Consider the following 22,651-nt stretch of genomic DNA (forward strand, 5'->3'; position numbering starts at 1 on the left):
TTCCGGCCCTCCTGCTCCCAAGCCGCAGAGACGAAGTGCGATCAGGGGCGGCTGGCGAATGGGTCGATCTCTTCGGCCAGGATGCGTGCCGGCGTCAGGCCGCTGATGTCGCGGAAGGCGCGGGTCATGTGTGCCTGGTCGCTGTAGCCCGCTTCGCGGGCCGCGTCCGCGAGCGTTGCCCCCGCCACGAGCAGCCGGTATGCCGCCCGCGCCCGCTGCAATTGCTCGATCCGCTTGGCGCCCAACCCGGTTGCCGCGCTGGCGCGGCGGCGCAAGTGCCGCTCGGAGTAGCCGGCGAATTCGCCCGCCAGCGCGCTCCCGAGCGCGGCGTCATACAGCAGCACGCCTTGGCGGTGCATGGCCTCGACGAGCACCTCCATCTCGTCATACTCGGTGACCGGGAAGCGGACGCCGGCGATCTCGAAGAACCGGCCATCGCTCGGCAACTCGCGTAGCTTTGCGAGGACATCCAGTTTTGGGATGCGGCGCAGGAAGACCGCCGGTGGGAACTCCACGCCCCACGACCGGCCGCCGGCTTCGGTGATCAGCTCCCGCGGCTCCGGGCTGGGACCGGCGAGCGTGGCCGTGAAGCGTCCGCGTGGATCGATGTCGAAGCCGATTCCCCAGAACTCGTTGGCTGCTTCTGTGTAGCTCCCGCCGTCCTCGGCGACGGCTTCCCAGACCAACCCGACCAGGGGAGACGGCGATTCCCGGAAGCGATAGCCCATAGGAGACAGGCATACCGCAAGTTCCTGCCGGACGCATGTCGATGTCGACGTGCGCATTCTGCGACGACGGGTGCCGGCAAGAAAAGTGGGTAACAGCTGCCGATGTGGGCCGGCGGCGGTGCCCTGCATGGTGATTCGACAGTCAAGACACCACTGAAAGGTCACTGCCCCATGCAGTCTCAGAATCTTCGCCTCTCCCTCGTGACCGTCGCCGTGGCCGCAGCACTCGGCACCGGGCAACTCGTCGATCGTGCGGCGACGGCGGCGCCCCAAACGATCACCCCCGTCGCCACCGCCCAGGCGGCGCCCGCGATCGGTGAGACCATGGACCGGACGGCGCTCTACTTCGGCACCGACAAGCCGGGCAAGGACGTCGCCGACGCGGCATTCCAGGTCTTCGTCAACGGCGTCATCACGCCGCGGTTCCCCGAAGGATTGACGGTGCACAAGGCGGACGGCCAGTTCAAGAACTCCCAGGGCGCCATCGTCAAGGAGCGGTCGTATGTCGTGGTGCTCTTCTATCCACCGAGCCCGGCCGCCAACATCAAGATCGAGAAGATCCGGGCCGAATACGAGCGGCGGTTCCAGCAGGAGTCCGTGCTGCGAGCCGACTCCACCGACCGGATCTCGTTCTGAGCCGTCGTAGTTCGTCTCACGCCAGGAGGTTTTCATGCGACGGCTTGTCTACTTCGTCGCCGCGTCCGTCGACGGCAAGATCGCCGGCCCCGACGGCACCACGGCCTTCCTGGAACGCGACGGCGGACACTGGGAGGCGCAGGTCGCGGAGTTCCCCGAGACCGTGCCCACCCACCTGCGGCAGCTGCTGGAGATCGACGGCCCACCCCGCCGATTCGACACGGTCCTGATGGGACGGCGCACCCACGAGGTGGCGCTCGACGCGGGGCTGACCAGCGGGTATCAGCATCTCGACCAGCACGTCTTCACCCACGACGACGCGTTGGCCCACGATGCGACAGTGACCCTCCAGGACCGCCATCCCCGGGCGGTCCTGGAGCAGCTGCGCACCAGGCCAGGACAAGACATTTGGCTATGCGGCGGAGGGGAACTCGCCGGGCAGCTCAGCGCTCAGCTCGACGAGCTGATAGTCAAGGTCCACCCCGTCGTCGTCGGCGACGGGATCGGCCTCTTCGCCGGAGCGCCGGCGCCGGTCGAGTTGCGGCTGACGACAACCCGCTGCTTCGACAGCGGGGTGACGGTGCTGCGCTACGAGCGCTGATCGTCGCCGTCCGCGAACCAGCCGCGCACGAGCGACATGGCCCGCCGCCGGTTGGGGACCTCAAGCTTGAGCAGGATGGACGCCACATGATGGTCGACCGTTCGCACCGAGAGGTAGAGCCGTTCGGCGATCTCGGCGATCTCGGCGTTCGTCAGGCCGTCGGCCAGGAGGTAGGCGACATCGAGCTGCCGCGGGGTCAGTCCCGCGGGGTTGGCGCGGGTCTGGCGGATCGGGCCGCGGGGCACCGATGTGACGCCGAGATCTGCGAGCCGGCCACGCACCAGCGCGGCGGCCAGCCGGGCGCCCATCTCGGTCAGCTCCCGCAGGGCCTGCACCATGGCGTCCACGACACCCGAGTCGGCTAGCTCCACCGCGGCCTCGTAGTCGTCGCCCAGCGCGCGCCAGGCCGCCGCGGCCGCGCGCCAGTCGCCGCGCAGGCCCAGCGTCCACGGGCTGGCCACGGGGTCCCGGGTGCCGCGGTATGCCGTGAGGTCGACGCCCGCGCGCACGGCATACCGCCGCACCTCGGCGTCCAGCCACGCGGCGGTCGGCCGGTCGACGTGCTTGTGCCACTCGCCCATGACATCTCGTGCCACATCCGGCCGGCCCTCGAGCCAGGCCCACTCGAGCAGACCGGTCGCGGCGAACCCCAGGCCGAGGAGCATGCGCTGGCGCTGCGCCAGCTGCCAACACCGTCGCAGGTCGGCCTCGGCGCCGGGTTCGCCGCGGCGAGCGTGCAACCGGGCCAGCGGCGCCAGCGAGTAGAGGATTAGCATCCCCGGATCCTGGTAACGCGAAACCGCTTGCCCGAGTTCGGATTCGGCGCCCGCCCAATCGCCGCGGCGCATCCGCAGCAGCGCGTGATGCACCTCGAGGTTGTAGGTGTGCGACCAGAATCCGTGTTCGCGCACGAAGGCGAAACCCTGCGCCAGGTGCTCGTCCAGGGCGTCGTAGCGCTGCATCCGGTAGTACAGCTCGCCGAGGTTGGTGTAGGCCCGCGCGATGCCCTCGTATTCGTGCGCCGCCTCCGCCACGTCAAGACTGTTGCGCAAGAGTCCGATCCGCTCATCGTCCGTCAGTTCGGGATCGGTGATGGAGAGGTAGTTGAGACACAACACCTCGACCCCGGGGTCGGCTGCCGGCAGCCCTCGGGCGCGTGTGAGGATCGCGGTCGCTTGGGCCGCGGCGTCGTCGTGGGCGAGCACCGCGCCGAGTGACGTGAGGGCCGAGGCCAGGGCGGCGGGGTCGGTCTCATCGATCAGGGGACTGCGGCCTGCGCACACTCCTGTGCGGCAACGGGATCCGAGGCCATGAACAGATGCCGGCTCAGCCGTACCCGCGCGCAGGCCTCGCCCGCCCGATCCTCGAGCTTCGCGTAGAGGCGCACCGCACGCTCGGCCTGTTGGACCGCGGAGGTGAACCGGTGGGCGTTGTAGAGCTCCCAGGCATACCCGTCGAGTACGTCGGCGAGCTGTGCGCGGGAGAGCAGGTGCTCGTGCTCCAAAGCTGCGCGAAACAGGGCCAGCGCCTGCCGATTGGCGCCCAGGCGAGCGGATCGCGCCGCGGCGGCGGGCGCGAACCGCGCGACCGTTTCGAGGTCGCCGCACTGCAGCGCGTGATGGACCAGGCGCGGCAGGTCGTCCTCGCCGCGTCGGGTCAGCGCCTCGATCACCTCACGGTCGGCCCGCCGACGCCGCAGACTGGTCAGGCCCGACTCCGTGACCCCGGCGCGCGAGCTCGTGCCGGAACCGCAGGCCGCCGCTCTCGCCGACCAGGATCCCGAGTTGTTCCGCTTCGGACAGCTGGGCGAGATCCGGTCCGAGCAACGCCTCCGCGAAATCGAAGTCGAGCAGGCCCGTCCATACTGAAACACTTTCCAGCGCAGCGTGTCCCGGCGGCGAGAGCCTTCTGAGCCGGGCGGTGACGGCGGCGGCGACACTGGCCGGCAGGGCCTGGTCCGCGGGGGCGGCGAGCGATTCGGTGACGAAGAAGGGGTTGCCCGAGGTGATGCCGTGCAGCTCCGCGGGGTCGTAGGGGGTGCCCGTGCAGAGCGCGGCGACCCCGGCAACGGAGAACGGAGTCGGCCGCACGTAGGTGGTGGCACCCGCGGGCGCGACTGCGAGGAAGCGCTGCGCCGGGTGCCCGGCGTCCACCTCGTCGTCGCGGAAGGAGACGATCAACAGCAAGGGCAAGTGATCTAAGCGGCGCGCGAGATAGGCCACGACATCGATCGTCGCGTCGTCGGCCCAGTGCAGATCCTCGATGACGAGAGCAGTGGCCCCGCCGTCGTGCACGTTGGCGACGAGGCGCTCAAGGACGTCGTGGATGGCCCCGGCAGCGGCCAGGTCACCGAGCCCGGCATCGGTGTCGGCGAAGGCTTCACGGATCGCTCCGAGCGGATTGGGCGCGACGAGATCGTCGCACCCGCCCGTCAACACCCGGACGCCGTCCGGAGCCCGTGCCAGAGCTGCCTGGATCAGCGACGTCTTGCCGATGCCGGCCTCCCCGGCCACGAGGACGACCTGCCCGGACCCCGCGACCAGACGCTCGAAAGCCGCGCTCAGGAGCGCGGATTCGGCCTCCCGTTCGACCAGTTCGAGCAGTCGCATCGTCGTATCCCAATTCGCTCGGCGCCGGCCGCGCCCGCAGCCGCCGGCTTGTGCCTCGTCTCCATGGTGGCTGACGAAGCCGGTGCCGCGCAGCGAATTGGGCATTCGCGATCGTCGACATAGGTAGTGCCCGCCCACGCGCATCGGTGGGTCGTCGGCTCACCATCGAACATGCCAGAACGCATGATGGACACCCGCACAGGTAAGGCGCACCCGGCCAACGCCGGCCAGAACGCCCGCGGCCGCGTGGTGGCAGCACGACGCGACGACGTCCACCAGAGGCGGACCGCACGCCACGGTCGCAGACGCCGCCTCAAAGCGCTCTGACACAACCACCCACCGATCCGCCGGCCGGGGAGCGTGACCAGACCCGCTCCCCGGCCGCCGAACACAAGGAAAGCCCGACCATGCACCACGATCAGACCCCCGTCCCCCCGAGACAACGAGACGGGCTCCTCCCCGGACAGCGGGCAGCGCCGCCCGGGCCGGTCGACCTCACGTCGATGTTCGTTCTGCACCAGGCGTTTCGCCGGGATCTCGCACGCTTCCGCGCCTTCACCGACGTCGAGACGCCGCCCGCCGGGTTGCGCCACGCCGCGAGGCGCTGGGGGCTGTTCATCGAGGCCGTGACCCACCATCACGAGGGGGAGGACCGCGGCTTATGGCCCACGCTGGAGGCCGTGGCCGCGCCGGAGGAGGTGGCGGTGCTGAGGCAGATGGCGGCCGAGCACGAGAGCTTGCACGATGCCCTGGACGCGTGCACCGATGCCGTCAAGGCTCTGAGCGCGAGCGGTTGGACCGAGGAGCGGGTCCACGCGCACGCCCAATTCGACCGGCTGGCCGGCGTGCTCGAGGCGCACCTCGCCCGTGAGGAGGAAGCCGCCCTCGCCATCGCGCAACGCTATCTGCGCCATGAGGACTGGTTGCGGATCGAACGCGAACACTTCCAGAAGGGGATGTCGCCGCGGGTGCTGCTCGCGTTGGTGCCCTGGGTGTTCGACGCGCTGCCTGAGCGGGTCCGGCTCGCTGTGCTGGTCGATGGGCTACCGGCGGCCGGGCTCGTATGGCGGCTCACCCACGGGCGATTCGAGCGGCGCGAACGCGAGTTGTTCGGGCGGTATGCCGACCTGGTGCCCAGCGCGTCGCCGGTCGTGGTGCCTGGCCCGGAGCGAGCACGCCGACGCCATCCTGGCCTGGATGCAGCAGTCTCCCTTCTCGCGCGGCTGGGTTCCGGAGGCCGGTCAACCGCAGGATGTGCTCACCGGCTGGATGCGCGACCCGGACACCAGTTGTTGGGTCGTCGAGGACGACGGAGTGCCCGTGGCGTATGGCACGATCTGGGACGACCCGAAGGAGGGAGAGGCCGAATTGGCACACCTCGTCGTCGACCCGGCACGGCGGGGACGCGGTCATGGCCGTGCGCTCGTCCTCGCGCTCGCGCAGATCGCTGCGCGACCCGGCCGCCGGGTGGTGCTGCGGATCGATCCCCACAACGATCGGGCCCTCGCGGTATACGTCTCCTGCCACTTCGCGATCCTGTCGGATGCGGAGCAGGAGCAGTTCAACGCGCAGCAACCCCAGCTCTGGCTGGCCCGCCAGCCAGCAGGTCAGGCGAGCAGCACGCCGACCCGGTGATCGGCCCCGGCAGCGCGCACTCGTGGGGAGGTTTGGTGCGGCCCTGGGAGCACCAACCTCCCCACGAGACCGATCACCTCATCGCCCAGCGGACGATCCGCCCGTCGCAGACCTCGACTTCGTCCGGGGGCCTGGGTCGCGGATGGCTCCGCAGATAGGCCATGACGGCGTCGCGGCCTTGCAGGTGCGTGGCACGCCTGGCCGCCGAGGCGCCAGTCGATGGCCGGATCGAGCATCGGTTGGAGGCGCGTCCAGTCGCTGCTGTCCATCGCGGCCCACGCGGCGGCCGTCGGGGCCGGCAGGTCGGGCAGGTCATGGAGCATCCGCGGGACGCACATCCGCCACGCGTCGGTGATGAGTTCGCGCATCTCGACCGCGTCGAGCCGCGACAGGTGCGCGCAGACTCAGTTGAAGCGCAGATCACCGGCTTCCGGCAGGAAGAAGGTTTCCGGCCGGGTGCGCACCAGATCGTCGCGCTCGAGCTTCGGAAAGGCGAAACCGAGAACCCGCTCGTCGCGGCTGAAGGCCACGAACACCAGCGATCCGACCCGCAGCTTCACTCGGTCGCGCACCATGACGCGATAGGCCCGAGGCAACGACAACCCGACAGTGAGGACGTCCTCCACCGTGACCACCCACCGAGCCAAGCACGAGAACTCGCTCGCGGCACCAGGTCGCCACCGGCATCATCGGACCGTGAACGATCCGCGACGTCAGGTGCGTGACAACTTCATCACCAAGTCCTCATCGCTGGCCCGCCTGCTCGGGGGTGTCATCGATCACGAGGGCGGGGTCGTCACCGTGGACTGTGGACTGCCCACCGACACCTTCACCGTGATCGTGCCCCGTCGCGCCGACTCGGGCACGGCTGAGATCATCGCCCGCAAGGTCGGCGGATTCACCAGCAGCCCAACCCCTTTCGCGCTCTGGTCGTGGGACGTGGACGACGCGGCGCGGCGGGTTCTCGCCGCGTGCGGGCTGCGGCATACCGAGACCCATGTCGCGATGGTCGCGGATCTGACGAAGCCGGCCGGGGACGAGCCAAGCGTGGCGGGCCTGTCCATCCGTGACGTGGCCACGGCAGCGGACGTCCTCACCTACGGCGCGATCATGGCCGACCTGTTCGGCGATCACCCGGAGGGCCGGCGAGTGCGCGGCGTCTTCGAGCGCCTCTCCCGACTGCCGCCCGAGAGCTACGCCGGGCTCCGTATGGTCGTGGCGTCCGTTGCCGACGAACCGGTCGGCATCGGCTGCCTCTTCCTAGGTCAGGGCACGGCCGGCATTTATGACATCGTCACGCGAGAGCCATTGCGGCGGCGCGGAATCGGCGGCGCGGTCTTCGCCCACCTGCTCACCCTGGCCCGCGAGTCCGGCAGCGTCACAGGCGTCTTGCAGGCCTCTCCGGACGGGCAGGGCATCTATGCCCGGGCCGGTTTCGTCACCGTCGGTGAGGTGCACACCTATGAGCCGGCCTGATCGCTGACTGCGCCGCAGGCTGCCCGCCCCGCCGGGTTGAGTGGCTCATCGCGGCGGTGGCCGACGCATACGTGCTCGGGACGAGCGAGAGGCGTGCGGCCACGATCGCCCTCCGTCAGCGCCGGACGAACGCCTAGTCTAGACCACGCTCGGCGCACCACGATTCAGCTTGCCACCCGCGGTTGAGGACTATCCCGATGGCTTGAGGACGACCACAGGTGTCGGCGTCGCGCGAGCGGTCGCCCAGGCTTGCAGTTTGGGATCCACGGCCACCCAGCGCTGCCAGATCCGCTCGCGCTCGGCCCCCCTCGCCACACGCGCGACAACCTGGATCGTGGCGCCGCCTTTGAGGGTGACCGTCGCGGCCGGATTGGCCCGCAGGTTGACGAGCCAGTCCGGGTGCCCCGGCATCCAGCCATTCATCGCAATGACCGAGAACCCGTCGCCGTCCGTCAGATAAGCCAGGATCACGCTCCGCGGCTCGCCCGATCGGCGGCCGGTCGTTGTGAGCCGGAAGGCGCCCGAGCCGCGCTTGCCCTCTGGCGTCCAGAGGAAGCGACCGCGACTGAGCCGGTTGAGCATTCGGTGGCCTTGCCAAGCAAGTCGAATCACCGGAGCCGGTGGGAGTCGGGGCGGCTGCCCGGGTGCCCGCTCAGTCATGCCCCCACCATGCATCCAGGCCGACCCGTGGAACCATGAGGGGCTGTCCCCTTTCACCCCGAGGAGCCGGCGGGCCCCCCGCAGCGCGCCTTCCCGCAGCTCATGCCGCGGGACTGGTCCGCCGTCGCAGTCAGGCCATCGAACCGCGCGGCACTACCCAGGCGTGGTCGAAGGGCAGGACCGCGGCCGCTGTCTCGAAGTCAGCGTCATAGTGAATCACGGTGACCTGGTGCTGGTGCGCTATGACGGCCGTGAGGAGATCGGCGATTCCGACGGCCCGATGCCGGCCGCTCGCGGCCAGCTGCTGCTGGAAATCGAACGCCAGCTGCCAATGTTCATCGTCCACGGGGAGGTACTCATAGGCGGTGCGACGGTTCTCGCGGATCGCGACGTAGTCCGCCGCATCGCGCGCTGAATACAAGGCTTCGGCGTCGAGTGTCGGACACGTCGCCACCAATCCGCCCCGGATCAACGGTCCCAACCGCTCCGACACCATCGCGTTGGTCATCCGCGCGGCCGGCGCTGGTGTCGATCAGGAATCGGGCTATGAGCGCCATACGGCAGCGCGCGCCTCGGCATCAGCCAGCGGCGCGAGGCCCCCGCCGAGCAGCCACTCAACCTCCTTGGCCCGGGAGGCGTTTGCCGCCGCGTTGCGCAGGGCGGCGCGGACCGTTTCCGTGACCCCAGACGTGCCCAACGCGTCACGAGCTGCATCGAGCAGAGCATCGTCAATGTCGATCAGTCTCTTTGTCACCGGACCCCCTCATATATATTTCCCACGCGAAGCATGTATGCAGCTCCTGCCACAGGTCGGTGAACGAGACCTGGTCAAGGCCCCGTAGTCAGGCGGCTGGCCGTGGGTGTGTTCGGTGAGAGCTTGTGCGTAGCTGCCTGGGGTGAGGTCCCAGGTCACTCTCAGCCGGTGTTCGTCGTGGCTGCCTGGTGGTCCGGTGCTGACGCGGCCCCAGAGGCGTCGGGTGTGGACGACGGTGTGGTGGAGGCGGCACAGCAGCGCGGCGTTGTCCGGGTCGGTGCGGCCTCCGTCGATCCAGTGATCAGGTGGTGCGCGCCCCACCCCACGAAGTGTCCTCGCTTCGCTGCGGAACTTCGCGGGGACCCCGAGAAAAGCGATTAGCCGGCGGGGCGGGTGCAGCCGGGGAAGGTGCAGCCGCTGTCGCGGACGATGAGGGCGTGGAGTTGGGTGGGGGTGAAGAGGCGTTTGGTGCGTCCGATCAGGATCGGGTTGCCGTGTGGTCGATCATCCAATAGCTATCCACGACGAGCGGTCATGCCACCCACGGGTCCAGACGCGCAACGCCGAGATCACATTGGGTGTCGAGGAGAAGTCGGGCCATCCTCGCTCTGAACTCGACGGGCGCCCGGTGACGCCCAGGCCTCGCGGTTCACGGCAACGGAACAAAGGTTAACGCGAGGCCTGTGCCACCCGGATCAGCCGAAAGCACCGCCCGCCGGGCGTCCTTTCGGACGAGCCGATTCGAGTCCTCGGGCCGATGACCCGCGGTTACGTAGCCAGTCATCGTGTTGGAACCGACTCACCTGAATCGAAGGAGCAACCACATGACGACCCCGAGAGCAACGCCCGCAGCGCTTGAGAGCCCGCAGATCCCGATCCAGATCAGACTCGCTGCAGCGTGGACCAGCTTCATGTTCCTCTACGTCTACGTCGACCTGCTCGGTCTCTACAAGCCGGGCGTGGTGCGGGACATCCTGAACGGGAAGGTCTTCACCTTCGACATCACGCAGACCTTTGCGATCGCTGCGCTCACGGGCATGGCGATCCCGGCCCTGATGATCCTGCTTTCCACGACCCTGCCCGCCCGCGCGAACCGCGCCACGAACCTCGTCGTGGCCACCCTCCTCATCCCCTACATGGCGTTCAACCTGGCCGGCGGGGAGTGGCTGGCCTATTACGGTCTCGGTCTCGCGGTCGAGTTGATCTGCCTCGGCCTGCATCCTGCACTCCGCCTGGACCTGGCGTCGCACGCCGTCGGCATCGACCTCCGACCCCGCGGCCGTGGTCCTACGCTGAGGCGGTGATCCTCTGGCGCTCCATCTGGCGCGAGCCGCGGCCCGCGGGCGCCCCACCCGTGAGCCGACTCGACTGGCTTCTCGTCGGCGGGTTCGGCGCCGCCGCGCTGGTCGAGGGCCTCGCCCGTGCGGACCTGGCCGGGCAGCCCTTCGTGACCGTCCTGGCCATGGCGCTGATGCCGGCCCTGCTGTGGCGCCGGAGTCGTCCGCTGCTGGCGTGCGTGGCCGGCTTCGGCGTCGCCGGTGTGCTGTCCGTCATCCAGTTGTCCACGCGCAGCGGCGATCTTGGCCTGTACTCGATGATGGCGATCTTGATCCTCCTCTACTCCTTGGTGCGGTGGGGCGCCGGGCGAGAGATAGCGCTGGGTATGCCGTTCGTCGCGGCGGTCGTCGCGCTCGGCATGTCCGCCACCTCGGCGGGCGGGGCAGAACTCGTCGGCGGGAGCCTGCTACTGCTCCTGATCGCCGCCCTCGCGGCGGTGTTCCGCTATCGCGCCGCCCTCTGGCAGCGCCAGCACCGCGAGATCCGCAACCAGGAGCGACTGGCCCTGGCCCGCGAACTGCACGACACCGTGGCCCACCACATCTCGGCCATCGCCGTGCAGGCGCAGGCCGGCGGCGTGGTGGCCAGCAGCCAGCCCCTGCAGGCGGCCCAGATCCTGGCCGCGATCGAGTCGGAGGCGTCGCGCACCCTCGCGGAGATGCGGGCCATGGTGCGGGTGCTGCGTGATGACGAATGGGACGCCTACGCACCGCGATTGGGCGTCGCGGACCTGGCCGGCCTGGCCCGCACCGACTCCAGCCCCGCGATCGAGATCTCGCTCGCCGGCGCCGTGACCCGATTGCCGGCTCCCGTGGATGCCGCGATCTACCGCTTGGTGCAGGAGGCCCTGACCAACGCCATCCGGCATGCGCGCAGCGCCACTCGCGTCGGGATCGACGTATGCCGCGTGGGCGAGGTGGTCAGGGTGCGCATCGCCGATGACGGACTGCCCCATCCCGGCCCAGGTCCCGAGCCCGGCTTCGGCCTGACTGGTATGACCGAACGCGCTCACCTCCTCGGCGGATCCCTCGCTGCCGGGCCGGGGGCCGAGGGTGGCTGGGTCGTCGAGGCAGAACTCCCGGCGGAGGTCCGCGCGTGACCATCCGCGTTGTCGTGGCAGACGACCAGGACCTGGTCCGCACGGGGCTAGTGATGATCCTGAATGCACAACCCGGCCTCGAGGTCGTGGGGGAAGCGGCCGACGGGCCCGGGGCGCTGGAGGCCGCGACCCGGCTGCGTCCCGATGTCCTCCTGGCGGACATCCGGATGCCCGGGCTCGACGGCGTGGAGGTGACGCGGCGGCTGGCCGGGCCGGACGTGCCGGATCCGATGGCGGTCGTCGTCATCACGACCTTCGATCTCGACGAGTACATCCTCGGCGCCCTGTCCGCCGGGGCTCGCGGGTTCCTGCTCAAGGACGCCGGGCCGGATCTCCTCGTCCAGGCCATCCACGCCGCAGCGGCCGGGGACGCCCTGATCGCTCCGAATGTTACGCGCCGGGTGCTGGAAACCTTCGTCGACCGGGCGCCGCAGGTGGCGATCCAACCGATCGACCCACTCACCGAGCGCGAGGAGGAGGTGCTGCTGTTGGTCGCCCGCGGCCGGACCAATGCCGAGATCGCCGCTGACCTCTTTATCAGCCTGAGCACGGTCAAGACCCACGTCGCGTCGTTGATGGCCAAGCTCGCGGTCCGCAACCGGGTCGAGATCGCGATGTGGGCCTACCACAGCAGACGCGCGTGACCGCGTCAGCTGGATCGGAGGCAATCCACGCGTGGCGGGCGGCCGAGCGCGGCCACCGGCAGCAGGAACCAATGCCGGTGCAGGCAGCCGACCTTCGCGTGTTCGATCGGGCCGTCGGTGCTCTCCAGCACCGCGCGCCACTGCACGTGGGCGATTGCCCCGCACTCGGGACAGGTGGTCACGTCCACGGGGGCTCTCCGGCCTTGGGAGCGAGCCGAGAGGTGAGTGCCCGCCACACGATCGGTGGCGTCAGCAGGGACTCCGGGCCGGTCTGCAGTTGCGCTAGCAACTCGAACGACTGGCCGGGTGGCACCGCATCGACCTCATCGCGCCACTAGGCCACGCGGACTCCGACACGCCGCCCGGGACCTCTGCGGCCGCGCTCGCGGCATACCAGCTCACCGAGCGGGAACTCGAGGTGCTCGGACAACTCGCCGCCGGCCGCACCAACGGCGAGATCGCCGCTGACCTCTACATCAGCGTCAAGACGGCGAGTGTGCACGTCAGCCACATCCTGCGCAAGCTCGAGGTGTCCGGTCGCCAGGAGGCCGCCCGGATCGCGCATCGCGTCGGGATGCGCTGACCGGTCTATCACGCAGGTCGTTTGGTGGCGAGCACGGCGAACATCGTCACCGAGACGAAGGCCTCGTCGCGAGCGCGTGCCGATTCCACGCCCGCGAAAATCCGCGCGCCTTCGTCCGCGGTGATGGGTCTGCCATCCCCATTCCTGCACTCTCCGAGCGAGATCCGCCTCGTCGATCACTGTGATGGCGGTGCCCCAGTCCGAGTCCAGGACGACCGCCCGGCCATCGGGACGAAGCACCCGGGCGAACTCGCTGGCGGCGGACTGCGGATCGGTCAGGTGCTGTAAGACCCGCTTGCACCGCAACACGTCGACGGCCTGGTCATCGAACGGCAGTGCGGTCGCCGTTCCAGGGAGCCATTCCGCTGCAGACCCGGCGGGCGTCCGCTCCGCTGCGACCTGCAGCAGGGCGGGGTTGATGTCGACCCCCACGGCCCGACCCTTCGGCCCAACGCGCACCGCGAGACGACGTAGCTCAGTGTCGGTGCCGCATCCCACGTCCACGGCAACCCCGCCGGGAGCCGGCGACAGAACATCCAACGACCACTCTCGCAGCCTGGCGACGGACGGCAACGCCTCCTGAAGGTCAAGAAGGCCAACCAATCCGGCAATCTCCGACGCGGAAAGCTCCGGGGCCCGGCGCTCCTGGAAGCCGCCGGCCACGACACCCTGAAAGGCCTGCCCGTGCGCGCGATCATCCTCGCTCACTGGTCTCATACCACCCGAGGATCCTTCGGCCTCTCGTCAATCGATTTGTTGACGGTCGAGGCCCGACACAGCTCGTCGTCGGGACGCGGCGACCCGTGGCGCAGGTGCAAGCCGAGCATGAGCGCCCAGACGGCGACGTTGACGCCATTGAGCAGCCAGATCGGGCCGAGCGGCAAGTTCAGGACGACGTAGCAGGTCTGCAGGGCGTTGCCGGTGTTGGTCAACACGAGATTGGCCCGGCTGTTTGACGTGAGGTCCCTGGTGCGCAGCGCCCGCGCAATCATCGGCAGATAGCCAAGCGCGAACACCGCGGTGGCGACCGCTCCGGCCGCGTCGGCAATGTCGTCCATGGCGGCGGCCTCTCTCGCCCGCTGGGTCCGGTGACGGGGGAACACCAGCACCATGGACGCCGCGCGCCGACGCGCACATCGTCAGGCCGACTCAGAAATCGGCAGCGGCTACCTCAGACGGGTGGCTTTGACTACCAGGGAGTGCTCCTCAATCTGCCTGCGCGACAACCCAGCCGACCGCCGAACCGGCGCTGGCCGTCGTCCTGCGGGGCGAAGGTGTCCTCCGGGACCAGCTTGCGCTCGATGTCAACCTCCGCGGGCCGACGTTCGCCCGCTCATACGCGCCGTAGATCCCGCTGCGCCCCAGACAGTCCCGCATCTCGTCGCGTGCGTCCAAAAAGTCGCGTCAGGCTCCATCAGCAACCCGTGCTGGTAGATCACCCCGGTGGCCGAGAGAGCAACTCGGACAGCTCGGTTCGCGACGTGATACCGAGGCGCTGGTAGACCTTGCGCAGGTGGTACTCGACGGTTTTGGGGCTCACGAACAGCGCGGCCGCGGTGTCGCGGTTGGTCCGGCCGGCGGCGACCATCGTCGCGATCTGGCGCTCCCGCGGGCTGAGGGTAGCGCTCGCGGAGAGATCGCGCCGGGCCGCCCGCTCACCGGTCGCACTCAACTCCCGGTCCGCAGCATCCGCCCACGGCGTGGCGCCGAGAAGCTCGAAATCTGCCAGGGCGGCCCGCAGCTGCACGCGGGCGTCGACGCGGCGCCGCACCCGGCGCAGCCGCTGCCCGTATGCCAGTCGGGTGCGGGCCAGTTCGTAGCAGTCCGGGGTCCGCTCGTGCAGGGCGATCGCGGCCTCGAAGATCGCGTCGATGTCCGCGTCCGCCGCGCAGAGGCCACGGGCCCGGGCGGCCCGGGCCCGCGCCCACGGCTGCCCCTTGAGCGCGGCCCGGCGGTCATACCCATCGACGGCCGCCGTGGCCCGCTGCGGCTCTCCCGCCAGCACCAGTGCTTCGGCGAGTTCGGCGCCCGGGGCCAGATCCACGTCGTGGATGCCGTTGCGGCTCAGCCACCTATCGAGTTCGCTCAGCCCCTCGATCGCCTCCTCGATGCGGCCCTCGGCGAGGGCCAGTTCGGCCACCGCGGACTTCGCCCATGCCTGCGCGATCCGGTTCCCGCGGGGTTCGGCCAGTTCGGTCGCGGCGCGCGCGTGCTCGAGGCAGTGCTCGCGCAGGCCCATCCGGGCCTCCACCACCGCCGCGCCGGCCAGCGCGGTCGCCTCCTCGGTGACCTGGCCAAGCTGGCGCGCGAGGTCGATCGTCTCCAGGTAGTCCGCCAAGCCCGCTGACCACTGGTCGGCGGTGACGCGATACCTGGCCCGGTGGAACAACAGCCGGGGCAGCGTCCCGGACGCGAGGCTCGCCCGCTCCTCCTCGACGATTGCGTCGACGAACGCGGAGACATCCGCTTCGCGCAGCCACATCTCGGCCAGCATCGCCCAAAACGAATCGCTCGATGTCGTCCCTGGCGCTCTGCGCGTTCGGAAGGACCGGGCCGCCTTCCGCAGCAGGTCGGCGGCCGGGTGGCCGGCGAGGATGTCCGCCATGGCCACCGTCAGATCGGCAACCGGGTCGTCCGCCGCGATCTCTCCGGCGGTGGTCAGGGCGCGGACCAGCGTGGCGGCACGCGCGGCACCCCTGTCGTCGGCCAGGTAGAAGCAGGCATTGACGACCTCGGCCAGAAGCATGGTCGTTGCCGGGTCGTGCAGCCGGGCGGCCCGGCAGGCCGCTCTCAGCAGGGCCGATCGGGCGCTGGCGGGGGAGCCGGTTCGCGCCTCGACCCGGCCGGTCACCGCCAATGCCCGCCAGGATTCCCACGGCCGGGGCTCCAGGTGAATAGCTTTGGCCGCCAACGTCTTTGCGGCGACGCCGTCACCGCCGCGCCACGCGGCTTCCGCCGCGCTCAGCAACCGGCCGGCCCCGGTCGCCGGATCAGGACTGAGATCGGCCGCCGCGTCGAGGCCGATCGCCGCCAACATGTGCGCGCCGCGGCGTTCGGCCGATCGAGTGCACGCCTCGATTGCCCCGGCTATTTCCTCGTCGGGTCCCTGCGCGGAGAGGGCCAAGTGCTGCGCCCGCCCGGAGTCGTCCGTGTGCGGCAGCGCCTTCGCGACGGCCGTATGCAGTTCCCGACGGCGCTCGGAGGTCAGGCTGGCGTAGGCACCCGAGCCGACCAGGGGGTGCGTCAGCTCGAGCCGCCCGCCGACCCGGCGGACCAAACCACCGTCCTCGGCGCGCCCAACTGATGAGGGGTCGATGCCGAGCCGGGCCAGGACCAGCGCCAGGAGGCGAGCGTCCAGCGGGGCGATCGCGACCAAGGACACCAAAGCCTGGGCGTCGGTGCCCAGGGCCGCGGCCCGCGCGGCATACACCGTGGCGAGGGCGGTGGGGATGGGGGCGGGCGCGCCCAGCTGGACGGCGGCCCACGCCGAGGGGTCGCGGAGCAGCTCCCGTAGGGCGAGCGGGTTGCCGCCCGTCGCGGCGCGGGCGGTGGCGACCCACTCTGGGGAGGCCTGGATCCCGAGCGTGGCCACCAGATCCCGGCTGCCCGTGTCGTCCAGTCCGCCGAGCGGCACGTGGGGGAGGCCGGCGGCGACGAGCGGGCTGTCGGTGTCGGGCCGCAGTGCGGCGACCACCGCGATCGGGTCGGTGTCCAGGCGCCGGATGGCGAAGGCCAGCGCACGCGCCGACGGCGGGTCGAGCCACTGGGCGTCGTCGATGAGCAGGAGGGCGGGTCCGGCACTCGCCCACGCGGCGAGCACGCCGAGGACGGCGGCCCCGAGGGCGAGGGGGCTCGGCGCGGCACCCTCGCGGCGGGCCAGCGCGACGGCGAGGGCGGCCTCCTGCGGCGCGGGCAGGTCGTGGGCGGCGACCCCGGCCTGAGCCAGGAGCATCGAGAGGCCGGCGAAGGGGATGACGTGCTCCGGCTCGACCGCTGCGACCCGCGCGAGCGCGACGTCGCCGGCGCGGTCGGCGATCTCGGCGAGCAGACTCGTCTTGCCGACCCCCGGCTCGCCGATGACCAGCAGTGCGCCGGCCCGGCCGCGGCGCGCCGCGGCGGTCACCTCGGCGATCGCTGCCAGCTCCCGCCCGCGGCCGATCAACACCGTCACGAGTGTAAAGAGGACGGAAGAGCCCGTTTGATCGCCGGTGACGGTCCCACGACATCGAGAGGAGACACTCGGTACGCCTGAGGCCCCCCGAGCGTACCGAAATCCTCCTCTCGACGGCCGACGGAAGCGTGCACGCGCGTGCGTCATCGCTTTTCCTAGGGTGCCACCCTGATGCGATGAGGACGATGCCGCGCCGAGAGTGGGTCGATGCCGGGCCAGTGGGGACCCGGACCGACTCGAGAGGATCACCCGATGTCCATCACCACCGAGATCGACATGGACAAGCTCATGTCCTTCGTCTTCCGCGCCGTCGACGAGGTCGGCGCGACCTTGAACTGTGCGCTCGTCGTCATGGGCGACCAGCTCGGCTACTACCGGGCCATGGCCGACGGCGAGGGGATCACGGCCGCCCAGTTGGCCGAAGCCACCGGCACCGCTGCGCCCCTGGCCCGTGAGTGGCTCAACGGACAGGCCGCGGGCGGTTTCGTCGAGTATGACGCGCCGGCCGGCACCTACCGTCTGCCGCCCGAGCACGTGGTCGCGCTCACCGACGAGAACAGCCCGGCATACCTGCCCGGCTTCTTCCAGATCGCCCTCGGGACGGTCCGGGACGCCGACCGGGTGCTGCTCGCCGCCCGCGACGGCGGCGGCCTGGGGTGGCACGAACACCATCACGACGTGCACGACGGGTGCGAGCGGTTCTTCCGGCCGGGATACAACGCCAACCTCGTTTCGACCTGGCTGCCCGCCGTCGACGGCCTGGTCGCGAAGCTCACGGCTGGAGCCCGCGTCGCCGACATCGGGTGCGGGCACGGGGCCTCCACTGTCCTGATGGCGCAGGCGTTCCCGCAATCTCGGTTCGCCGGCTCCGACTACCACGCGGACTCCATCGACGTGGCCCGGGAGCGGGCGGCGGCGGCGGGCGTCACCGACCGGGTGAGCTTCGAGATCGCGCCGGCGACGGCATACTCCGGCTCGGGCTACGACCTGGTCACCACCTTCGACGCCCTGCACGACATGGGCGACCCGCTTGGGGCGGCTCGGCACGTGCGCGCGACCCTGTCCGACGACGGGGTCTGGCTGCTCGTCGAACCCATTGCCGGCGACCGGCCGGAGGACAACTTCAACCCCGTCGGCCGCGCCTACTACGGGTTCTCGACGCTGCTGTGCACCCCCGCCTCGCTGTCGCAGCCGGTCGGGGCCGCCCTCGGCACGCAGGCCGGGCCGGCGCGGATCAAGGCGGTCACGGAGGCGGCGGGTTTCTCGGGCTTCCGCGTCGCCGCCTCGACGCCGTTCAACAACGTCTTCGAGGTGCGTCCGTGACGTGGCCGGCCTGGACCCGTCCGGTGACCGAGGGGATCACCGAGCGTGATGGGGTGCGCCTGGCGTATGCCGTCCACGGGTCCGGGCCGGCCAATCTCGTTCTGCTGCCGACGTGGTCGATCATCCACTCGCAGTTCTGGAAGGCGCAGGTGCCCTATCTGGCGCGCCGGTTCCGGGTGATCACCTTCGACGGCCGTGGCAGCGGCGGGTCGGATCGACCGGCCGGTGCGGCGGCATACGAGAACGCCGCGTATTCCGCCGACACGCTCGCCGTCATGGACGCGGCCGGGGCCGACCGCGCCGTCCTCGTCGGTCTCTCCAGCGGCGCGATGTGGGCGATGCAGGTCGCGGCCGAGCACCCGGAGCGCGCGGCCGGGCTCGTGCTCATCGGGGCGCCGTATGCCGGGTGGCAGCCGAACGCGCACCGGGACGTGTCCGTGTGGGCCGACCCTCCGGAGGGTCAACCGCAGGGGTGGTCGCTCTACAACCGGCACGTGTGGCTCGGCGACGGCTACGACGAGTTCGTCGAGTTCTTCTTCGGCCAGATGTTCCCGGAACCGCACTCGACCAAGCAGCGCGAGGACTGTGCCCGCTGGGCGCACGAGATCTCGCCGCAGACCCTCGTCGATGCCACTGCGGGACGCCTCGGCGTCGACGGTGCGGCGTTCGTCGACATGTCGACCCTCATCGACGCCGTCCGGTGCCCGGCCCTGGTCATCCACGGCAGCGCGGACCTGGTGCGGCCGCTCGACAACGGCCGACGGATCGCCGAGGACTTGGCCGCCGAGCTGGTCGTGGTCGAGGGGGGTGGGCACGGGCCGATGACCCGTGACCCGGTGCTCGTCAATCGAGAGATCGACCGGTTCGCCGGTCGGGTTCTCGCCGACCGGCTGCCGCGCACGCCCCGGACCTGGGCGCGCGCGCTGCGGCGGCGCCCGCGAGTGCTCTATCTCTCCTCGCCGATCGGGCTCGGGCACGCCCGGCGGGATCTCGCCATCGCCGAGCAGCTTCGGATCCGCCGGCCCGACGTCGAGATCGATTGGCTCGCACAGGATCCGGTGACGCGGCTGCTCGAATCGGCAGGGGAGAGCGTGCATGCGGCTTCCCGGTGGCTGGCCAGTGAGTCCGCGCACTTCGAGGCCGAGTGCGGCGAGCACGACCTGAACGCATTCGAAGCCATCCGGCGGATGGACGCGATCCTCGTCAACAACTTCATGGTCCTCGCCGACGTCCTGCGCGACGAGCACGTTGATCTCGTCGTCGCCGACGAGGCCTGGGAGACCGACTACTTCCTCCACGAGAACCCGGAACTCAAGCTGTCCGCATACGCTTGGCTGAGCGATTTCGTCGGCTGGCTCCCGATGCCCGCCGGCGGCGCCCCCGAAGCCTGGCTGACCGCCGACTACAACGCCGAGATGATCGAGCACCGGGCCCGCTACCCCGGCCTGCGCGACCGGTCCATCTTCGTCGGCAACCCGCAGGACGTCGTCGCCGAATCGTTCGGTGCGGACCTGCCGCGGATCGACGAGTGGACGCGATCGGAGTTCTCCTTCAGCGGCTACATCGGTGCCGGGGAGCCGCCCGGGGAGGAGGCGCGCGCGGCCATCCGTCGCCGGTTGCGGCTGCGTGCGGACGAACGGCTGTGCGTCGTCGCAGTCGGCGGGACCGGGGTCGGACACGACCTGCTGCGCCGGGTCGCGGATGCGGTGCCGGTCGTGCGTCGCCACCATGAGGAGCTGCGCTTCCTCGTCGTCACCGGGCCACGGATCGATCCCGGTTGCCTGCCCCGGCGCCGGGGGATGACCGTGCGGGGCTACGTGCCCGACCTGCCGGCCGTCCTCGCCGCCGCCGACCTGGCCGTCGTGCAGGGCGGCCTGTCGACCTGTATGGAGCTGACCGCGGCCCGGGTGCCGTACCTGTACGTCCCGCTGCGCAACCACTTCGAGCAACAGGTCCACGTCCCGCACCGGCTGGCGAATTACGCTGCGGGACAACGCTTGGACTACGACGACCTGAGCGACCCCGACCGGTTGAGCGCGGCCCTGGACGCCGTGATCGGCGCGCCCACGGCATACCGGCCCGTCGAAACGGACGGAGCCGCCCGGGCCGCCGGCCTCCTGGCCGAACTCGTGTGACCTGCCTGGCGGGCCAGGCGAGATGGCGGTCACTCCGCAGGGATCTGCCTCCGGCTGGCCGCGGGGAAGCAATCGGAATACCAATCGGTGTCGTTTGACCGGTCGAAGCACCCGATTCGCCTCGTTTGGTATTCCAAATGCCGGTGGCCGGGTTGTGCCAGCCCGGACCTGGTCGCTATTGCGGGTGTTCGAGCGCTGGGCCGGTCCGGGGCCGAGGTTCCGGAGCTGCTCGCCGGCGCGGGCGCGCGTTGTGACGCCATTCTGACGCCCTCCCCGCAGGCTCGGCGAAGGCATCCGAACCAAGGAGGACACGATGACCAGAACCCAGCGACGAATCGCTACTGCAACCACGCTGCTGGCGACCACGGTGGTCGCGCCGGCCGCATCCGGGATGTCGGCCGCGCCCGCGCCGCCGGGATTTCCCTGTGCCCCAACAGGCGTGACGATCATCGGCGGGCCGGGCAATGACATCCTGACCGGCACACCCGGGAACGATCTCATCCTCGGCCTGGGCGGCAACGACCGCATCGACGGCCGCGGCGGGCACGACACCATCCATGGCGGACCCGGCCGCGACATCATCCGCGGCAGTTGGGGCAATGACTGCGTCCTGGGCCAGGACCATGACGACCGGGTCGACGGCGGTCCCGGGCGGGACTGGGTCGATTCCGGTCCCGGGGACGATCTGCTGGCCGGCGGCCTTGGCGACGACTACGTCGACGGCGGGGCCGGCTGGGATGTCGTCACCTCCCGGAACGGCCACGACAAGGAATTCCGGGTCGAGCACTGACCCACCCGAATGACCAGGCGCGCGTCAAGACGTTGATGTCGCGTGATCACCGACCCGCAAACGAATGGACAACCACCATGAGCGCCAACCACTATTCCGTCTCCGCCGCAGATGTCCTCATCGCCGGCGCGGGACTCACGGGGCTGACCGCGGGGCTGCTGCTGGCCCGTGCCGGGCATCGCGTCCTGCTCGTCGACGGCGACCCGAGTGCCCCGCCTGGCGTGCCGGCCGGGGCCGGGACCGGCTGGAACCGCGCGGGCGTCCGCCAGTTCCACCAGCCTCACCTCATGCTGCCGCGCTGGCACCGGCACCTGCGCACCGCACTGCCCGACGTGCTCGAGGCCCTGAGCTCGGCGGGTGCTGAGTCCGTCAACCTGCTACACCTGAGCCCGGAGTCGGTGACCGGTGGCTGGGCGGCGGAGGACGAACGCTTCGACACCCTCGCCGCGCGACGGCCGCTGCTGGAGGCGGTCCTCGCCGACGTCGCGGCTCGCGAACCGCGGCTGCGCGTGCTGCGGCCGGTGCACATCACGGGCCTGCTCACCACCGGGAGCGCCAGGGGTCTGCACGTCGCCGGTCTGCGCACGAGGTGCGGTGATCTCGTGGCGGGACTCGTCGTCGACGCGCTCGGCCGACACACCCAGGTGCCGCGATGGCTCGAGCACACCGTCGCGCGACAGCTTCCGACGGAGCAGCAGGCGTCCGGATTCGTCTACTACGCAAGGCAGTTCCGCTCACCGTCGGGCGGCATGCCGCTCGGGCACGGCCCGGTCCTGACCCACCACGAGTCGGTGTCGGTCCTGACGATCCCGCAGGACAAGGGCACGTATGCCGTCGCCCTCGTCGGGGCAGCCAAGGACCCCGCGATCCGCACCCTGCGCCACGAGGACGCCTGGACCACTGCCGCACGGCGGTATCCCACGAGCGCCGCCTGGGTCGCAGACGGCATCCCCATCTCGCCCGTCGCGCCGTTCGGGGTCGGCGCGGACGTCCGGCGACGGCTGGTCGACTCGGACGGACCGGCGGCGACCGGAATCATCGCGCTGGGTGACTCGCGGGCGACGACGGCGCCGCTGCTCGGTCGCGGCGCGACGCTCGGTTTGCTCCAGGCACTCGTGCTTCGCGACGTGCTGGCCGACCGACCCGACGACCCGGCCACGCTCATCGACCGCGTCGAGACCGGCATCGGCCGCGAGGTAGGCCCGTGGGTCGCGGCGTCGTGGAGTTTCGCCAAGCACCGAGCCGCTGAGCTGGACGCGGCCGCCGCCGGCACGGCATACGAAACCGTCGACCCCGCCTGGCACGGGACCCGGGCGCTCCTTGCGGGCGCACAGCGCGACCCGGTCCTAGCCCGGTGCGCGAGTGCGATCGGCGGCCTACTCGACGCGCCCGCCGACCTGCTCGCCCGGCCCGACGTGGCTGCCCGCCTCGTGGCCCGCCGAGCATCGTGACGACGATGCCGCGCCTCA

General features: G+C 70.6%; 25 protein-coding genes and 2 pseudogenes. 13 read left to right on the forward strand and 14 right to left on the reverse strand.

What is annotated here, in order from left to right; translation table 11 throughout:
- Positions 1-41 precede the first annotated feature (41 nt).
- Positions 42-728: a helix-turn-helix transcriptional regulator gene (locus V9G19_RS02070; protein WP_462283824.1), complete on the reverse strand. Its 687-nt coding sequence runs from the start codon at positions 726-728 to the stop codon at positions 42-44.
- Positions 729-899: 171 nt separating this feature from the next.
- Here V9G19_RS02070 and V9G19_RS02075 point away from each other — a divergent pair, with 171 nt between their 5' ends.
- Positions 900-1,364, forward strand: a complete 465-nt coding sequence (locus V9G19_RS02075) for a DUF3574 domain-containing protein (RefSeq protein WP_462283825.1) — start codon at positions 900-902, stop codon at positions 1,362-1,364.
- A gap of 34 nt (positions 1,365-1,398) precedes the next feature.
- On the forward strand, positions 1,399-1,965 hold the full coding sequence (locus V9G19_RS02080) for a dihydrofolate reductase family protein (protein WP_462283826.1): 567 nt from the start codon (positions 1,399-1,401) through the stop codon (positions 1,963-1,965).
- Here V9G19_RS02080 and V9G19_RS02085 read toward each other — a convergent pair.
- Genes V9G19_RS02085 through V9G19_RS02095 form a run of 3 tightly spaced genes read right to left on the reverse strand, consistent with a single transcriptional unit; the run spans position 1,953 to position 4,679 of the window.
- Positions 1,953-3,248: a helix-turn-helix transcriptional regulator gene (locus tag V9G19_RS02085; RefSeq protein ID WP_462283827.1), complete on the reverse strand. Its 1,296-nt coding sequence runs from the start codon at positions 3,246-3,248 to the stop codon at positions 1,953-1,955. The genes V9G19_RS02080 and V9G19_RS02085 overlap by 13 nt on opposite strands.
- Positions 3,224-3,637: a hypothetical protein gene (locus tag V9G19_RS02090; RefSeq protein WP_462283828.1), complete on the reverse strand. Its 414-nt coding sequence runs from the start codon at positions 3,635-3,637 to the stop codon at positions 3,224-3,226. Before V9G19_RS02090 ends, V9G19_RS02085 begins: the two co-directional genes overlap by 25 nt.
- Position 3,638: 1 nt before the next feature.
- Positions 3,639-4,679, reverse strand: coding sequence for an AAA family ATPase (locus V9G19_RS02095; protein WP_462283829.1), 1,041 nt, complete (start codon positions 4,677-4,679; stop codon positions 3,639-3,641).
- A 398-nt stretch (positions 4,680-5,077) separates the two neighbouring features.
- Here V9G19_RS02095 and V9G19_RS02100 point away from each other — a divergent pair.
- Positions 5,078-5,401: pseudogene (locus tag V9G19_RS02100) on the forward strand (hemerythrin domain-containing protein); the annotation flags it as partial.
- 292 nt (positions 5,402-5,693) lie between these two features.
- A complete protein-coding gene (locus tag V9G19_RS02105; RefSeq protein WP_462283830.1) occupies positions 5,694-6,209 on the forward strand; it encodes a GNAT family N-acetyltransferase in 516 nt (171 codons plus the stop codon).
- Here the strand turns inward: V9G19_RS02105 and V9G19_RS02110 are convergent.
- Together V9G19_RS02110 and V9G19_RS02115 are read right to left on the reverse strand one after the other, a co-directional pair.
- Positions 6,182-6,577 carry a hypothetical protein gene (locus V9G19_RS02110; RefSeq protein ID WP_462283831.1) on the reverse strand — a complete coding sequence of 132 codons (396 nt, stop codon included), beginning with the start codon at positions 6,575-6,577 and terminating at the stop codon, positions 6,182-6,184. The genes V9G19_RS02105 and V9G19_RS02110 overlap by 28 nt on opposite strands.
- Positions 6,578-6,613: 36 nt before the next feature.
- Complete coding sequence (locus tag V9G19_RS02115; protein WP_462283832.1) at positions 6,614-6,844, reverse strand: hypothetical protein; 231 nt, start codon at positions 6,842-6,844, stop codon at positions 6,614-6,616.
- Between the two features lie 61 nt (positions 6,845-6,905).
- On the opposite strand from V9G19_RS02115, the gene V9G19_RS02120 reads away from it, so the two are divergent.
- Positions 6,906-7,685 carry a GNAT family N-acetyltransferase gene (locus tag V9G19_RS02120; RefSeq protein WP_462283833.1) on the forward strand — a complete coding sequence of 260 codons (780 nt, stop codon included), beginning with the start codon at positions 6,906-6,908 and terminating at the stop codon, positions 7,683-7,685.
- Between the two features lie 189 nt (positions 7,686-7,874).
- Here V9G19_RS02120 and V9G19_RS02125 read toward each other — a convergent pair whose 3' ends face one another.
- The 4 genes from V9G19_RS02125 to V9G19_RS02140 all read right to left on the reverse strand — a co-directional run bounded on the left by V9G19_RS02125 (position 7,875) and on the right by V9G19_RS02140 (position 9,611).
- A complete protein-coding gene (locus V9G19_RS02125) occupies positions 7,875-8,267 on the reverse strand; it encodes a nitroreductase family deazaflavin-dependent oxidoreductase (protein WP_462283834.1) in 393 nt (130 codons plus the stop codon).
- 208 nt (positions 8,268-8,475) lie between these two features.
- Positions 8,476-8,853: a PIN domain-containing protein gene (locus tag V9G19_RS02130; RefSeq protein ID WP_462283835.1), complete on the reverse strand. Its 378-nt coding sequence runs from the start codon at positions 8,851-8,853 to the stop codon at positions 8,476-8,478.
- A gap of 36 nt (positions 8,854-8,889) precedes the next feature.
- Positions 8,890-9,099: a DUF2191 domain-containing protein gene (locus V9G19_RS02135; RefSeq protein WP_462283836.1), complete on the reverse strand. Its 210-nt coding sequence runs from the start codon at positions 9,097-9,099 to the stop codon at positions 8,890-8,892.
- A 377-nt stretch (positions 9,100-9,476) separates the two neighbouring features.
- The gene (locus V9G19_RS02140; RefSeq protein WP_462283837.1) at positions 9,477-9,611 is read right to left on the reverse strand and encodes a hypothetical protein; all 135 of its coding nucleotides are present in this window, start codon (positions 9,609-9,611) and stop codon (positions 9,477-9,479) included.
- A 312-nt stretch (positions 9,612-9,923) separates the two neighbouring features.
- Between V9G19_RS02140 and V9G19_RS02145 the strand changes: the two genes are divergently transcribed.
- From V9G19_RS02145 to V9G19_RS02155, 3 genes are read left to right on the forward strand one after another with little or no spacing between them, the layout of a single operon-like run.
- The gene (locus V9G19_RS02145) at positions 9,924-10,403 is read left to right on the forward strand and encodes a DUF6326 family protein (protein ID WP_462283838.1); all 480 of its coding nucleotides are present in this window, start codon (positions 9,924-9,926) and stop codon (positions 10,401-10,403) included.
- On the forward strand, positions 10,400-11,536 hold the full coding sequence (locus V9G19_RS02150; protein ID WP_462283839.1) for a sensor histidine kinase: 1,137 nt from the start codon (positions 10,400-10,402) through the stop codon (positions 11,534-11,536). The genes V9G19_RS02145 and V9G19_RS02150 overlap by 4 nt, the downstream gene beginning before the upstream one ends.
- A complete protein-coding gene (locus tag V9G19_RS02155; protein ID WP_462283840.1) occupies positions 11,533-12,180 on the forward strand; it encodes a response regulator in 648 nt (215 codons plus the stop codon). The genes V9G19_RS02150 and V9G19_RS02155 overlap by 4 nt, the downstream gene beginning before the upstream one ends.
- A 5-nt stretch (positions 12,181-12,185) precedes the next feature.
- On the opposite strand, the gene V9G19_RS02160 is transcribed toward V9G19_RS02155, so the two are convergent.
- Positions 12,186-12,368: a hypothetical protein gene (locus V9G19_RS02160; RefSeq protein ID WP_462283841.1), complete on the reverse strand. Its 183-nt coding sequence runs from the start codon at positions 12,366-12,368 to the stop codon at positions 12,186-12,188.
- 137 nt (positions 12,369-12,505) lie between these two features.
- Here V9G19_RS02160 and V9G19_RS02165 point away from each other — a divergent pair, with 137 nt between their 5' ends.
- On the forward strand, positions 12,506-12,763 hold the full coding sequence (locus V9G19_RS02165; protein ID WP_462283887.1) for a response regulator transcription factor: 258 nt from the start codon (positions 12,506-12,508) through the stop codon (positions 12,761-12,763).
- A gap of 138 nt (positions 12,764-12,901) precedes the next feature.
- On the opposite strand, the pseudogene V9G19_RS02170 reads toward V9G19_RS02165, so the two are convergent.
- The 3 genes and pseudogenes from V9G19_RS02170 to V9G19_RS02180 all read right to left on the reverse strand — a co-directional run.
- Positions 12,902-13,480: pseudogene (locus V9G19_RS02170) on the reverse strand (methyltransferase domain-containing protein); the annotation flags it as partial.
- Entirely contained in the window at positions 13,477-13,821 is a 345-nt protein-coding gene (locus V9G19_RS02175) for a hypothetical protein (RefSeq protein ID WP_462283842.1), read from the reverse strand. The gene V9G19_RS02175 and the pseudogene V9G19_RS02170, both read right to left, overlap by 4 nt.
- A gap of 377 nt (positions 13,822-14,198) precedes the next feature.
- Positions 14,199-16,928: a helix-turn-helix transcriptional regulator gene (locus V9G19_RS02180; protein WP_462283843.1), complete on the reverse strand. Its 2,730-nt coding sequence runs from the start codon at positions 16,926-16,928 to the stop codon at positions 14,199-14,201.
- A gap of 258 nt (positions 16,929-17,186) precedes the next feature.
- Here V9G19_RS02180 and V9G19_RS02185 point away from each other — a divergent pair, with 258 nt between their 5' ends.
- The 4 genes from V9G19_RS02185 to V9G19_RS02200 all read left to right on the forward strand — a co-directional run bounded on the left by V9G19_RS02185 (position 17,187) and on the right by V9G19_RS02200 (position 22,633).
- Positions 17,187-18,257: a class I SAM-dependent methyltransferase gene (locus V9G19_RS02185; protein ID WP_462283844.1), complete on the forward strand. Its 1,071-nt coding sequence runs from the start codon at positions 17,187-17,189 to the stop codon at positions 18,255-18,257.
- Complete coding sequence (locus V9G19_RS02190; protein WP_462283845.1) at positions 18,254-20,392, forward strand: alpha/beta fold hydrolase; 2,139 nt, start codon at positions 18,254-18,256, stop codon at positions 20,390-20,392. Before V9G19_RS02185 ends, V9G19_RS02190 begins: the two co-directional genes overlap by 4 nt.
- A 313-nt stretch (positions 20,393-20,705) precedes the next feature.
- Entirely contained in the window at positions 20,706-21,182 is a 477-nt protein-coding gene (locus V9G19_RS02195; protein WP_462283846.1) for a calcium-binding protein, read from the forward strand.
- Between the two features lie 77 nt (positions 21,183-21,259).
- Positions 21,260-22,633 carry an FAD-dependent oxidoreductase gene (locus V9G19_RS02200; protein ID WP_462283847.1) on the forward strand — a complete coding sequence of 458 codons (1,374 nt, stop codon included), beginning with the start codon at positions 21,260-21,262 and terminating at the stop codon, positions 22,631-22,633.
- The last annotated feature ends 18 nt before the right edge of the window (positions 22,634-22,651 follow it).

The sequence above is a fragment of the Nostocoides sp. genome, assembly GCF_037045025.1.
Lineage (GTDB): Bacteria > Actinomycetota > Actinomycetes > Actinomycetales > Dermatophilaceae > Nostocoides_A.

Coding starts and splice junctions, on each gene's coding strand:
- V9G19_RS02070 (WP_462283824.1), bottom strand. CDS start 728: ATGGGCTATCGCTTCCGGGAATCGCCGTCTCCCCTGGTCGGGTTGGTC.
- V9G19_RS02075 (WP_462283825.1), top strand. CDS start 900: ATGCAGTCTCAGAATCTTCGCCTCTCCCTCGTGACCGTCGCCGTGGCC.
- V9G19_RS02080 (WP_462283826.1), top strand. CDS start 1,399: ATGCGACGGCTTGTCTACTTCGTCGCCGCGTCCGTCGACGGCAAGATC.
- V9G19_RS02095 (WP_462283829.1), bottom strand. CDS start 4,679: ATGCCCAATTCGCTGCGCGGCACCGGCTTCGTCAGCCACCATGGAGAC.
- V9G19_RS02105 (WP_462283830.1), top strand. CDS start 5,694: ATGCCGACCTGGTGCCCAGCGCGTCGCCGGTCGTGGTGCCTGGCCCGG.
- V9G19_RS02110 (WP_462283831.1), bottom strand. CDS start 6,577: ATGCGCGAACTCATCACCGACGCGTGGCGGATGTGCGTCCCGCGGATG.
- V9G19_RS02125 (WP_462283834.1), bottom strand. CDS start 8,267: ATGCTCAACCGGCTCAGTCGCGGTCGCTTCCTCTGGACGCCAGAGGGC.
- V9G19_RS02130 (WP_462283835.1), bottom strand. CDS start 8,853: ATGACCAACGCGATGGTGTCGGAGCGGTTGGGACCGTTGATCCGGGGC.
- V9G19_RS02145 (WP_462283838.1), top strand. CDS start 9,924: ATGACGACCCCGAGAGCAACGCCCGCAGCGCTTGAGAGCCCGCAGATC.
- V9G19_RS02175 (WP_462283842.1), bottom strand. CDS start 13,821: ATGGACGACATTGCCGACGCGGCCGGAGCGGTCGCCACCGCGGTGTTC.
- V9G19_RS02185 (WP_462283844.1), top strand. CDS start 17,187: ATGTCCATCACCACCGAGATCGACATGGACAAGCTCATGTCCTTCGTC.
- V9G19_RS02195 (WP_462283846.1), top strand. CDS start 20,706: ATGACCAGAACCCAGCGACGAATCGCTACTGCAACCACGCTGCTGGCG.
- V9G19_RS02200 (WP_462283847.1), top strand. CDS start 21,260: ATGAGCGCCAACCACTATTCCGTCTCCGCCGCAGATGTCCTCATCGCC.